This is a genomic window from Pseudomonas sp. VS40, assembly GCF_018587885.1.
Taxonomy (GTDB): Bacteria; Pseudomonadota; Gammaproteobacteria; order Pseudomonadales; family Pseudomonadaceae; genus Aquipseudomonas; species Aquipseudomonas pergaminensis.
In genome coordinates this window covers 725,354-738,159 of record NZ_JAGYWD010000002.1, presented here as the reverse complement: position 1 = coordinate 738,159, position 12,806 = coordinate 725,354, and the positions used below count along the sequence as shown (strand labels likewise).

Genomic DNA, 12,806 nt, shown 5'->3' with positions numbered 1-12,806 from the left:
TTATCAAGGCGGGCACACTGCACGTGTTCCTTCCCCCAAATGTAGGAACTTTCAAAGGGCTTTTCCGGGCAACCAGACAAGCCTTTTTTTTGCCCGCTGTTTATGGATCCCCCTCAATGCTCGCTCGCTGGTTCCCCGCTGCTATCAACACCCGTCCGACTGAATGGAGCCGTGCCGCCATTGGTATGGCCCTGGGCACGCTATTCAGTGTCTGGTTGTGCTCCCACGTCTTTGGCATGGACGTGGCCCTGCACCTGCTCGGCCCCCTCGGCGCTTCGGCGGTGTTGTTGTTCGCCGTGTCATCCGGTGCCTTGGCGCAGCCTTGGTCGATCATCGGCGGCTACCTGTGCGCGGGCGTCGTGGCATTGCTGGTGAACCGCGTGCTTGGCCCGTCCCTGGGCAGCGCGTGCCTGGCGGCGGGCATGACAGTGGTGCTGATGTGCTGGTTGCGCTGCCTGCACCCGCCGGCCGGTGGCCTGGCCATGACGCTGGTCCTGGCCGACCCCGCCTCCGCCGCCCTGGGCTGGTACGAGCTGGGCGCGGTGCTGCTTGGTGCCGGTGCCCTGCTGAGCTGCGCCCTGGCTTACAACAACGCCACGCGCATGCGCTATCCCAAAGGCGCAACGGAATCACCGGCGCCAACCCTGGCCCCCACGGCCGCAGTAGACCCTGCAATCACCGCCGCCGATCTGAAACTGGCGCTGGCACAAATGGAGCAGTTCTACGACGTGGCGCCCACCGAGTTGGAGCAATTGATCCACGCGGCGCAAACTCATGCCCGGCGCCGTAGTATTGGTGAAGTGCTGGCCAGTCGGGTGCCCTGAGGCCCTCACCTACTCCTGCATAAATGCAAAAACGACCTGCATGATTGAAGGTTGTACTGGGCAAATTTGCACTGGTACGATCGCGAGAGGGTTCGTTCGCGAACATCTTGATAAAGAACAATAAAAGCAGGGAGTTATCGATGACTGCTCAGGTTACAACCGAAGCAAGCCACGCCGGAACACTTCAGGACGAAGTCCTCGCCGAGGTCCGTAACCATATCGGCCACCTCACCCTCAATCGCCCCGCCGGCTTGAATGCCATTACCCTGCAGATGGTCCGCAGCCTGACTGCCCAGTTGCAGGCCTGGGCCGAGGACCCGCAGGTGTACGCCGTGGTGCTGCGCGGCGCCGGCGAGAAAGCCTTTTGTGCCGGCGGCGATATCCGCTCGCTGTATGACAGCTTCAAAAACGGCGACACCCTGCACCAGGACTTCTTCGTCGAGGAATACGCGCTGGACCTGGCCATCCACCATTACCGCAAGCCGGTCGTGGCGCTGATGGACGGGTTTGTCCTGGGCGGTGGCATGGGGCTGGTGCAAGGCGCCGACCTGCGCGTGGTGACCGAGCGCAGCCGCCTGGCAATGCCGGAAGTGGCCATCGGTTATTTTCCCGATGTGGGCGGCAGCTACTTCCTGCCGCGTATTCCCGGCGAACTGGGGATTTACCTGGGCGTGACCGGCGTGCAGATCCGCGCCGCCGATGCGTTGTATTGCGGGCTGGCTGACTGGTACCTCGACAGCCACAAGCTCGTCGACCTCGACCAGAAACTTGATGGCCTGCAATGGCACGACTCGCCGCTCAAGGACCTGCAAGGCGTGCTCGCCAAGCTTGCGGTGCAGCAATTGCCCGATGCGCCGCTGGCTGCCTTGCGCCCTGCCATCGACCACTTCTTCGCGCTGCCGGATGTACCGAGCATCGTCGAGCAATTGCAGCAAGTCACCGTCGCCGACAGCCACGAATGGGCCCTGAGCACCGCCAGCCTCATGCAAACGCGCTCGCCGCTGGCCATGGCCGTGACCCTGGAGATGCTGCGCCGTGGCCGCCGTCTACCGCTGGAACAGTGTTTTGCCCTGGAGCTGCACCTGGACCGCCAATGGTTCGAACGCGGTGACCTGATCGAAGGTGTCCGCGCGCTGATTATCGATAAAGACAAGAGCCCGCGTTGGAACCCGCCGACCCTGCATGGGCTGGCCCTCAGCCATGTGGAGAGCTTCTTTCATCACTTCGAGAAGGTTGCGAGATAAGCCATGCAAGACATTGAATACACAGAAGAACAAGTGATGATCCGCGACATGGCACGTGACTTCGCCCGTGGAGAAATCGCGCCCCACGCCCAAGCCTGGGAAAAAGCCGGCTGGATCGATGACGCCCTGGTGGCGAAGATGGGTGAACTGGGCCTGCTGGGCATGGTGGTGCCGGAAGAATGGGGCGGCACCTACGTCGATTACGTCGCCTATGCCCTCGCCGTGGAAGAAATTTCCGCCGGTGACGGGGCCACGGGCGCACTGATGAGTATCCATAATTCAGTGGGTTGCGGGCCAATCCTCAACTACGGCTCAGATGAACAAAAACAAACCTGGTTGGCAGACCTCGCCAGCGGCCAAGCAATCGGCTGCTTTTGCCTGACCGAACCCCAGGCCGGCTCCGAAGCGCATAACCTGCGCACCCGCGCCGAATTGCGCGACGGCCAGTGGGTACTCAATGGTGCCAAGCAGTTCGTCAGCAACGGCAAGCGCGCCAAACTGGCCATCGTGTTTGCCGTCACCGACCCTGACCTGGGCAAGAAAGGCATTTCCGCGTTCCTGGTGCCCACGGCCACGCCGGGGTTTGTGGTGGATCGCACCGAACACAAGATGGGCATCCGCGCCTCGGACACCTGCGCGGTGACGTTGAACCAGTGTACCGTGCCCGAGGCCAACCTGCTGGGTGAACGTGGCAAGGGCCTGGCGATTGCGCTGTCCAACCTCGAGGGCGGCCGCATCGGCATTGCCGCCCAGGCATTGGGCATCGCCCGTGCAGCGTTTGAAGCGGCGCTGGTCTATGCCCGTGATCGTGTGCAGTTCAACCAGGCGATCATCGAACACCAAAGCGTGGCCAACCTGCTGGCCGACATGCAAACCCAACTGAATGCAGCGCGCTTGCTGATCCTGCACGCCGCGCGACTGCGCAGTGCCGGCAAGCCGTGCTTGTCTGAAGCGTCCCAGGCCAAGCTGTTTGCCTCGGAAATGGCCGAGAAGGTTTGCTCGTCGGCGATGCAGATTCACGGTGGGTATGGGTATCTGGAGGATTACCCGGTGGAGCGCTACTACCGGGATGCGCGGATCACGCAAATCTACGAAGGGACCAGCGAGATTCAGCGGATGGTGATCGCCAGGGAGCTCAAGCACTACCAGCTTTAATTGACACAGTGCAAAATCAATGTGGGAGCGGGCTTGTTCGCGAAGGCAGTGGATCAGTGATGAAGATGTCGACTGAAACACCGCCTTCGCGAGCAAGCCCGCTCCCACATTTGAGCTCTAGTGTTCACACAACCGCGTTACTTGTCCTTGAACTCGGGGGCGCGCTTGGCGACGAAGGCGGCCATGCCTTCTTTTTGATCCTGGGTGGCGAACGCTGCATGGAACACGCGGCGCTCAAAGCGCACGCCTTCCGACAGGCTGACTTCGAACGCGCGGTTTACGCTTTCCTTGACCATCATGCTGATGGGCACCGATTTGCCGGCGATCAGGGCCGCGACTTTCAAGGCTTCTTCCAGCAACTCATCGGCCGGCACGATACGCGCGACGATGCCGCAGCGCTCCGCTTCCACCGCGTCGATAAAGCGCCCGGTCAGGCACATTTCCATGGCCTTGGCCTTGCCCACTGCGCGGGTCAGGCGCTGGGTGCCACCCATGCCTGGCAGGACGCCGAGGTTGATTTCCGGCTGGCCGAACTTGGCGTTGTCACCGGCCAGGATGAAGTCGCACATCAATGCCAGCTCACAACCGCCACCCAAGGCGAAGCCGTTAACGGCGGCGATGATCGGCTTGCGGCGGTTGGCCACGCGGTCACTGTCGCTGAACAGGTCGTCGAGGTAGATCTGCGGGTAGGTCAGCTCGGCCATTTCCTTGATGTCGGCGCCGGCGGCGAAAGCTTTTTTCGAGCCGGTCAGCACGATGCAGCCGATTTCAGGGTTGGCTTCCAGGCTGTCCAATGCCTGGTTCAACTCACTGACCAGTTGCGCGTTCAGGGCGTTCAAGGCTTGCGGGCGATTGAGGGTAATCAACCCGACACGGCCCTGCACGTCGAGCAAAATGGTGTCGTAACTCATGTATCGGCTCCTTAGAGATTGCGTGAGATGACCATGCGCTGGATATCGCTGGTGCCTTCGTAAATCTGGCAGACCCGCACGTCGCGGTAGATCCGCTCCAGGGGAAAGTCGTTCAGGTAACCGTAACCGCCGAGGGTTTGCAAGGCGGCCGAACAGACTTTCTCGGCCATTTCCGAGGCAAACAGCTTGGCCATCGAGGCTTCCACCAGCGCCGGCTTGCCGCTGTCGCGCAGGGCGGCGGCGTAATGCACCATCTGCCGGGCGACCGCGATTTGCGTGGCCATGTCGGCCAGGCGGAAGGCCACGGCCTGGTGCTCGATGATAGGTTTACCGAAGCTTTCGCGTTCGCGGGCATAGTCGCGGGCCGCTTCGAAAGCGGCGCGGGCCATGCCCACCGCTTGCGAAGCGATGCCCACGCGGCCGCCTTCGAGGTTGGCCAAGGCGATCTTGTAGCCTTCGCCCTCCTCCCCCAGCCGATTGGCGACGGGTACCTTCACGTCTTCAAACAGCAACTGGCAGGTGTCGGACGCATGCTGGCCGAGTTTGTCCTCGACCCGTGCCACGCTGTAGCCCGGCGAGTCGGTCGGCACGATAAACGCGCTGATCCCGCGCTTGCCCGCTGCAGGGTCGGTCACGGCAAACACAATCACAATCCCGGCGTTCTGCCCGGAGGTGATGAATTGTTTGCAGCCGTTCAACACGTAATGGTCACCTTCCAGGCGCGCGCGGGTTTTCAGGCTGCTGGCATCGGAGCCGGCCTGGGGTTCGGTGAGCGCGAAGGCGCCGAGCATGGCGCCGCTGGCCAAGGGCTTGAGGAAGTGCTCTTTCTGGTGGTCGCTGCCGAACGTGAGAATCGGCACGCAACCCACCGAGTTGTGTACGCTCATGATGGTCGAGCACGCACCGTCACCGGCGGCGATTTCTTCCAGGGCCATGGCGTAGGCCAGGTAACCGGTGTCGCAACCACCCCATTGTTCCGGCACCAGCATGCCGAAAAAGCCCAGCTCGGCCATTTCACCGACGGCTTCCTTGGGGAAGCAGTGCTCGCGGTCCCATTCGGCGGCAAAGGGCTTCAGGCGCTCCTGGGCAAATTGCCGGGCCGCGTCGCTGATTTGCAGTTGTTCGTCATTGGGCAGCATCTGGGCTCCTTAATACAGGCATTCGACGGCCATGGCCGTGGCTTCACCACCGCCGATGCAAATCGCGGCGACACCCCGCTTGAGGCCTTTCTGGCGCAGGGCCGAGAGCAGGGTCACCAGGATCCGCGCACCGGAGGCGCCGATCGGATGACCCAGCGCGCAGGCGCCGCCATGGACATTGACCTTGGCATGGGGGATTTCCAGCTTGCTCATGGTGACCAGGCTGACCACGGCAAAGGCTTCGTTGATCTCGAACAGGTCGACCTCGCCCAGGTTCCAGCCGGTCTTGGTCATCAGTTTGCGAATCGCACCCACTGGCGCCACCGGGAACAGCCCCGGTTCATCGGCAAACGCGGCATGCCCATGGATAACCGCCAAGGGTTTGAGGCCACGTTTTTGCGCCTCGGACTGACGCATCAGCAGCAAGGCCGCCGCGCCGTCGGAAATCGAGCTGGAGTTGGCGGCGGTTACAGTGCCACCTTCGCGGAAGGCCGGCTTCAGGCTGCTGATCTTGTCGAGCTTGGCCTTGGGCGGCTGTTCGTCATGCTGGATGGTTTTTTGCTCTTTGCCCACGGTGACCTGCACCGGCACGATTTCCGCGGCAAAGCTGCCATGGGTGATCGCCTCTTGCGCACGGGTCAACGAAACGATGGCGAAGGCGTCCTGGGCTTCGCGGCTAAAGCCGTTATGCAGGGCGCAGTCCTCGGCAAAGGTGCCCATCAGGCGGCCTTTGTCGTAGGCGTCTTCCAGTCCGTCGAGGAACATGTGATCGAGCACCTTACCGTGGCCCATGCGGTAACCGCTGCGTGCGCGGTCCAGCAGGTACGGAGCGTTGGACATGCTTTCCATGCCCCCGGCGATCACCACATCGACGCTGCCGGCCAACAGCGAGTCATGGGCCAGGATGGTCGCTTCCATGCCCGAGCCACACATCTTGTTGAGGGTGGTGCAACGCGTGGATTTGTCCAGCCCCGCGCCCAAGGCCGCCTGGCGCGCCGGCGCCTGGCCGAGGCCGGCGGGCAGCACGCAGCCAAACAGCACTTCATCCACGGCGTCAGTAGCGATGCCGGCACGCTCGACGGCGGCGCGAATCGCGGCAGAGCCCAGTTGCGGCGCGGTCAGGCCCTTGAGGTCGCCCTGGAACCCGCCCATGGGCGTGCGCACCGCGCTGACAATTACGATTGGATCAGTCATGGGTCATCCTCCTTACTTGGCCGCCATGCGCAAGGCACCGTCGAGACGGATCACCTCGCCATTGAGCATGCTGTTTTCAATGATGTGCCGCACCAGTGCGGCGTATTCGGCAGGTTTGCCCAGGCGCGGCGGAAATGGCACGCCGGCGGCCAGGGCGTCGCGCACTTGCGGGGTCATGCCGGCCATCATCGGCGTTTCGAAAATACCCGGGGCGATGGTCATCACACGGATACCAAAGCGGGCCAGCTCGCGCGCGGCCGGCAGTGTGAGGCTGGCGATGGCGCCCTTGGACGCGGAATACGCTGCCTGGCCAATCTGCCCGTCGAACGCCGCCACCGAGGCGGTGTTGATGATCACGCCGCGCTCGCCGTCGGCATTTGCCTCGGTCTCGGCGATGGCAGCGGCCGCCAGGCGCAACAGGTTGAAGCTGCCGATCAGGTTGACGTTGATCACCTGGGCAAAGCTCGCCAGAGCGTGAGGGCCGTTCTTGCCGAGGATTTTCTCGCCACGCACCACGCCGGCACAATTGACCAGCCCGTGCAGGCCGCCAAAGGCTGCGACCGTGGCCTGCACAGCGGCTTCGGCAGCGGCTTCCTGGCTGATATCCGCGACGGCACTGCGCGCGTTGTCGCCCAGCTGCCTGGCCTTGGCGGCCACGGCCTCGGCATTCAGGTCGACCAGCATCACCTTGGCGCCGGCGGCGATCAGCATCTCGGCAGTCGCCGCGCCGAGGCCCGATGCGCCACCGCTGACCAGGAAAATCTTGTTTTCAATCTGCATTGTTGTTCCCTTGAACGGTCCGAATCGTCGAAATAGTCGCCCCGCAGCGCGGTAGCGGCAATGGTCAAAGCCTTCAACCTGCCTGACTGTTTTGGCCAGTCATCGACCTCGCCGATCAACCGGTCAGCCCAAGCGATTGGACGCCAGCGATACTTGCTCCTAACCTGAGCGGCTGCACCCCCCAAGAAGCCTGCCCCTGAATGATAGTCCGCCCCAAACCCAACCTCCTGGGCATCCTGTTTTCCCTCAAGGGCTCGATCGCCAAACGCATTGCCCTGCGCAGCCTGCTGGTGACCTTGTTGGCCTCAGTGATCGTGCTGGTGGAAACCCTGCACCCGGCGTATTTCTCCAAGGTCAACGCCACGCCGTTCACCTTGCTTGGGTTGTCGTTGTCGATCTTTATGAGCTTTCGCAACAACGCCTGCTATGACCGATGGTGGGAAGGTCGCAAGCAATTGGGTCAGATGGTCATCGATGTTCGCTCGCTCATCCGCGAAACCCAGGTGCTTGGCGACCCGGTCGAACGCGCGAGCCTTTTGCGCAGCCTGTGCGGCTTCGCCCACGGCCTGATCGCGCGTTTGCGCCATGAAGATGAAGCCCAGGCGATAACGCCCTGGAGTACCTTCCAGGCCAATCACCCCAACCTTCCCGACAACCTGCTGCAACGGGTGGGCGCCAGGTTTTCCGAACTGGCCGGGCAAGGCGTGATCAGCGAATGGCGCTACACTCAGCTGGAAGCGCGGTTAGTCAGCCTCAGCCAAGTGCAGGCCTCCTGCGAGCGGATCAAGAGCACGCCACTGCCCTTCCCCTACACCCTGCTGCTGCACCGCACCATTTACCTGTTCTGCATCCTGCTGCCGTTTGCCATGGCCGAGCCGCTGGGCTGGTTGACGCCAGTGTTTACCGCCATCGTCAGCTACACGTTCTTCGGCCTCGATGAAATCGGCGATGACCTTGAGGACCCGTTCGGTTTCGACGAGAACGACCTGCCCTGCAATGCCATCCTGCGTACCCTGGAACGCGAGGTCTTGGCGGCCCTCGGCGCAACCGACCTGCCGCCGCCCCTGGAGCCGGTGGAGTACGTGCTCACCTGACGCGGGTTTGACACCTGCCGTGGTCTGGCCGAAGCTGATGGCTTTGTATTAGCTGCCCAAGCTTTCGGACGCCTGCATGTCAAAGTCACGCCGTTACTCCCTCATCGGCCTGTGCGCCCTGTTGTTTATCGTATTGATCACCTGGTATTTCTCCCGCACCACCCCGGTGGCCGTAGCGCCCGCCATTGCCCATGGCTATTCGAAAGCCTTGAAACAGGCGCGTAACGGTGAGCCCGGCGCAGCGCGCGTGCTGTATCAGCAACTGGGCCGGCCGGACCTGTCGCCCGAGCGCCGCGCGGCGTTGCATGCCGAATTGCCCAACTACCCCAGCCCCCAGGCGTTGAAGCTGGCGGACAAAGACTTGGCCAGCGACTCACCGCGGGTGCGTGAAGCGGCCATCCACAGCATTGTCGGCCTGGTGCCGACCGGCCAGCGCACGCTGCTGCTCGGCCCGGTGCTGGATGACCCCGAGCAGGAGGTCCGCTTTGCCGCCGCCAATGCCTTGCTTGGCTTGTCTCCCGATACCCTGGGCCTGTACTTCGGGCCGTTGCAGCAAGTACTGGATGAGTTCGTGAAAAAGCTCAAGGCCCAGCCTGAAACCGCAGAAGGCTGGATTCAACTGGCGCGCCTGTACATCCACAGCGCCCTGTTGCCAGACGCACAAAACGCCCTGGAACAGGCCATGCGCCTGCAACCGGACAACCTGCAAGCCGTCGTCTCGCAGATCGAACTGCTGGACAAACAGGGCAAGACCGACGAGTCCCGCCAACTGCTGGCGCGCCAACTGGCCGCGCACCCCGAGTCGGCCTACCTGCAACACGCCCTGGGCATGTGGCTGTTGCACCATGGCGAACGTCCGTACGCGCTGCTTGGCCTGTCCAAGGCGGTGGAGCTGGAGCCGGACAACCAGGATTATCGCTACGACCTGGCCACGACCCTGCACGCCCAGCAGGAATTGGAAGCCGCCCAGCGCCAACTCGAAGACATCATCCAGCGCCACCCGGCCAACCGAAAGGCGCGGGTATTGCTGGTCAATTACTGGAAAGAAAGCGGCCAGTTGCAGAACGTTCAGGTGCTATTGGCGCAACTTGAACAGCAGAACCCGGACGATCCCGCCTTACAGCAAGGCTTGTAGGCGGGCTTACAATTTTTTGTAAAACGCGGTCCAGGCCTCATTTCTCCCGCAACAGGTTGAACCGCCGCAAACCGCTACGGTCAAGAGAACATGGCGCGTCCTAATGGGCGTGCATCCTCTACTCGTATGTGACCTGAGGGCACTTCTTGTCTACATCCACAGCGCAATTATCCGAAAAAGCGGCCACTGGCATTGAAGGTCTTGATGACATTCTTGCTGGAGGACTCTCGCGCAGCCACCTGTTCCTACTGGAAGGTGAGCCCGGCACCGGCAAGACCACGGTCGCCCTGCACTTTCTGCAAGCAGGGGCCAGGAACGGCGAGCGATCGCTGTACATCACCCTGTCGGAAACCGAACGCGAATTGCGACAAGGCGCCAAGTCCCACGGCTGGGACCTGGATGAAAACATTCATATCTTCGAACTGACGCCACCCGAAAGCCTGCTCAACGCCGACCACCAACAAAGCCTGCTGTATTCCTCCGACCTGGAACTGGGCGAGGCCACCCGGCAGATCTTTGAAGTGGTAGAACGGGTCAAACCGACCCGCGTGGTCATCGACAGCCTCTCGGAAATCCGCCTGCTGGCCCAAAGCTCGCTGCGCTATCGCCGGCAGATCCTGGCGATCAAGCACTACTTCGTGCGCTACGACGCCACTGTCCTGTTGCTGGATGACTTGACCACCGAATCCCTCGACAAAACCGTGCACAGCGTGGCGCATGGCGTGATCCGCCTGGAAGAGCTGACGCCCAACTATGGCGCCGAGCGCCGGCGTGTGCGGGTGGTGAAGTACCGTGGCCAGAAATACCGTGGCGGTTTTCACGACTTCACCATCATGCAGGACGGCGTTCATGTGTTCCCGCGCCTGGTAGCGGCCGAGCATCGGGGCGGTTACCAGCGCGAGACCTTGAGCAGCGGCATTGCCGCGCTGGATGCACTGATGGGCGGCGGTGTCGAGACTGGCTCCAGCAGCCTCATCCTCGGCCCTGCCGGTACCGGCAAGTCGCTGATCTCGATGATCTTCGCCGCTGCCGCCGTGGCGCGGGGTGAGAAAGCAGCGCTCTTTATTTTCGATGAAGAACTGGGGCTGTTGTTCGAGCGGATGAAAAACATGGGGATCGACCTCGCGGCCCTGCAGGAAACCGGCAACCTGCTGATCGAACAGGTCGATGCCGCCGAACTGTCACCCGGTGAGTTCTCACACCGCGTGCGCCGTTGCGTGGACGAGCGTGGCATCAAGACAGTGGTGATCGACAGCATCAACGGCTACCAAGCCGCCATGCCCGAAGAAAACGCGCTGATCCTGCACATGCACGAGTTGCTGCTGTACCTGAATCGGCGCGGCGCGGCGACGTTCATGACGGTGGCGCAACACGGCCTGGTCGGCGATATGCAGGCCCCCGTCGATATCACTTACCTGGCGGATACGGTCATTCTGCTGCGCTACTTCGAAGCGCTGGGCAAGGTGCGCCGCGCCATCTCGATCATCAAGAAACGGACCGGTACCCACGAAGCCACGATTCGTGAATACCGCATCGGCAGCAAGGGCATGACGGTGGGCGAGCCGCTGGATAACTTCCAGGGCGTACTGCGCGGCATCCCGACCTACATGGGCGCCGGCTCCCCCTTGCTCAAGGATGAGGGCGTGTGACGGGCCTACTTCCAGTCTCCGAGCGGGCGATCGTACTGGCACCGATGGGCCGCGATGGCTCGTTGGCGCTGATGATGCTCAACGAAGCCGGGTATGCCGGCATCGTCGCCAGCAACCTGGAGGCATTGTGCGAGGCACTCGATGATGGCGCCGGGCTGCTGATCATCGCTGCCGAGGCGCTGCGTGGTGTCAATCTGGAACCGCTGTTGGAGTACTTGCACCAGCAACCGGCCTGGTCGGACCTGCCCATCGTGTTGATGACCCATCACGGCGGCAGAGAACAGAATGGCTCATCCCATCTCAGCGGCTTGCTCGGCAACGTAACCTTCCTGGAGCGCCCCTTCCACCCGGTGACGCTGATCAGCCAGGTGAGCGCCGCCCTGCGCGGCCGCCGCCGGCAATACGACGCCCGCGACCGCCTGATCGACCTCAGCGAAAGTGAACTGCGCCTGCAACGCACCCTGGAGACGCTTGAGCAGCAGGTAGAAGAACGCACGGCGCAACTGCGCAGCAATGAAGAGGCTTTGCGCCAATCCCAGAAAATGGAAGCCGTCGGTCAGTTGACCGGCGGTATCGCCCACGACTTCAACAACATGCTCACCGGCATCATCGGCAGCCTGGAGCTGCTGCGAAGGCGTGTGTCCCGTGGCAAGTTGGACGACCTCGACAGCCTGATCGACCTGGGCGTCACCTCGGCTAACCGTGCCGCCGGCCTCACTCATCGCTTGCTGGCGTTCTCCCGCCGCCAATCGCTGGATTCCAAACCGGTTGAGATCAACCAGTTGGTCACCTCCATGGGCGAGCTGCTGCAACGCAGCATCAACGAAAGCATCAAGTTGGACATGCGCCTGAGCGATCAACTGTGGACGGCCGAGGCGGACCCCAATCAATTGGAAAGCGCCCTGCTCAACCTGGTGATCAATGCCCGGGATGCCATGCCCAATGGCGGTAGCCTGACCGTAGAAACCACCAACCGCCACCTCGACAGCGTGTTTACCGCCGCCTATGGAACCTTGAAACCGGGCGATTATGTGGAACTCAGCGTTAGCGACACCGGCTGTGGCATCCCAGAGAATGTCATGGGCCGTGTGTTCGATCCTTTCTTCACGACTAAACCCATTGGCCAGGGCACGGGCCTGGGCCTGTCGATGATCTACGGGTTTGTCCGCCAGTCCCATGGCCATGTGACCATCCACAGCGAAGTCGACAAAGGCACGACTGTCAGCCTGTTCCTGCCTCGGTTTGTCGGTGACATCGTTGCCCCCGCAACTGTCGACCCTGCGGCGCTGCCCTTTGCCAATGCGGGCGAGACCGTACTGATCGTTGAGGATGACCCTGCCGTACGCGTCCTGGTGAGCGCAGTGTTGAAGGAATTGGGGTATGGGTATGTCGAAGCCGGAGACGGCAGTTCGGCTGTGCCGATCCTCGAGTCCGACCAGCGTATCGATTTGATGATCAGCGACGTGGGGCTGCCCGGCATGAACGGACGCCAGCTGGCGGAAATTGGCAGGCAAATTCGACCTGACCTTAAAGTGCTGTTTATCACCGGCTACGCGGAACATGCGGCAGTGCGCGGTGGGTTTCTTGATCCGGGGATGCAACTGATCACCAAGCCATTTACCTTCGACCTGCTGACAGCGAAAGTGCGCGAGATGATCAAGGCCTGAAACGGGGACTCGCG

Annotated in this window: 11 protein-coding genes; 7 read left to right on the top strand and 4 right to left on the bottom strand. The window is 62.2% G+C overall.

Features of this window, described 5'->3' with window-relative positions; all coding sequences use genetic code 11:
- The first annotated feature begins 116 nt into the window (after window positions 1–116).
- From KHP07_RS08435 to KHP07_RS08425, 3 genes are all read left to right on the top strand, one after another.
- Window positions 117–824: an HPP family protein gene (locus tag KHP07_RS08435; protein WP_214496999.1), complete on the top strand. Its 708-nt coding sequence runs from the start codon at window positions 117–119 to the stop codon at window positions 822–824.
- A gap of 140 nt (window positions 825–964) precedes the next feature.
- Window positions 965–2,068 (top strand): enoyl-CoA hydratase/isomerase family protein, encoded by a 1,104-nt coding sequence (locus KHP07_RS08430; protein WP_099492073.1) that lies wholly within the window; start codon window positions 965–967, stop codon window positions 2,066–2,068.
- 3 nt (window positions 2,069–2,071) lie between these two features.
- A complete protein-coding gene (locus KHP07_RS08425; protein WP_214496998.1) occupies window positions 2,072–3,223 on the top strand; it encodes an acyl-CoA dehydrogenase family protein in 1,152 nt (383 codons plus the stop codon).
- Window positions 3,224–3,360: 137 nt separating this feature from the next.
- On the opposite strand, the gene KHP07_RS08420 is transcribed toward KHP07_RS08425, so the two are convergent.
- From KHP07_RS08420 to KHP07_RS08405, 4 genes are read right to left on the bottom strand one after another with little or no spacing between them, the layout of a single operon-like run.
- Complete coding sequence (locus tag KHP07_RS08420) at window positions 3,361–4,134, bottom strand: enoyl-CoA hydratase (RefSeq protein ID WP_078048495.1); 774 nt, start codon at window positions 4,132–4,134, stop codon at window positions 3,361–3,363.
- 11 nt (window positions 4,135–4,145) lie between these two features.
- Window positions 4,146–5,273 carry an acyl-CoA dehydrogenase family protein gene (locus KHP07_RS08415; protein WP_214496997.1) on the bottom strand — a complete coding sequence of 376 codons (1,128 nt, stop codon included), beginning with the start codon at window positions 5,271–5,273 and terminating at the stop codon, window positions 4,146–4,148.
- Window positions 5,274–5,282: 9 nt separating this feature from the next.
- On the bottom strand, window positions 5,283–6,467 hold the full coding sequence (locus tag KHP07_RS08410) for an acetyl-CoA C-acyltransferase (RefSeq protein ID WP_214496996.1): 1,185 nt from the start codon (window positions 6,465–6,467) through the stop codon (window positions 5,283–5,285).
- Between the two features lie 12 nt (window positions 6,468–6,479).
- Window positions 6,480–7,247, bottom strand: a complete 768-nt coding sequence (locus tag KHP07_RS08405; protein WP_078048498.1) for an SDR family NAD(P)-dependent oxidoreductase — start codon at window positions 7,245–7,247, stop codon at window positions 6,480–6,482.
- 200 nt (window positions 7,248–7,447) lie between these two features.
- On the opposite strand from KHP07_RS08405, the gene KHP07_RS08400 reads away from it, so the two are divergent.
- The 4 genes from KHP07_RS08400 to KHP07_RS08385 all read left to right on the top strand — a co-directional run bounded on the left by KHP07_RS08400 (window position 7,448) and on the right by KHP07_RS08385 (window position 12,792).
- Window positions 7,448–8,341, top strand: a complete 894-nt coding sequence (locus KHP07_RS08400) for a bestrophin family protein (protein WP_078048499.1) — start codon at window positions 7,448–7,450, stop codon at window positions 8,339–8,341.
- A 76-nt stretch (window positions 8,342–8,417) separates the two neighbouring features.
- Window positions 8,418–9,476: a tetratricopeptide repeat protein gene (locus tag KHP07_RS08395; protein ID WP_099492078.1), complete on the top strand. Its 1,059-nt coding sequence runs from the start codon at window positions 8,418–8,420 to the stop codon at window positions 9,474–9,476.
- 146 nt (window positions 9,477–9,622) lie between these two features.
- Complete coding sequence (locus KHP07_RS08390) at window positions 9,623–11,125, top strand: ATPase domain-containing protein (protein WP_100490630.1); 1,503 nt, start codon at window positions 9,623–9,625, stop codon at window positions 11,123–11,125.
- On the top strand, window positions 11,122–12,792 hold the full coding sequence (locus KHP07_RS08385) for an ATP-binding protein (protein ID WP_214496995.1): 1,671 nt from the start codon (window positions 11,122–11,124) through the stop codon (window positions 12,790–12,792). The genes KHP07_RS08390 and KHP07_RS08385 overlap by 4 nt, the downstream gene beginning before the upstream one ends.
- The last annotated feature ends 14 nt before the right edge of the window (window positions 12,793–12,806 follow it).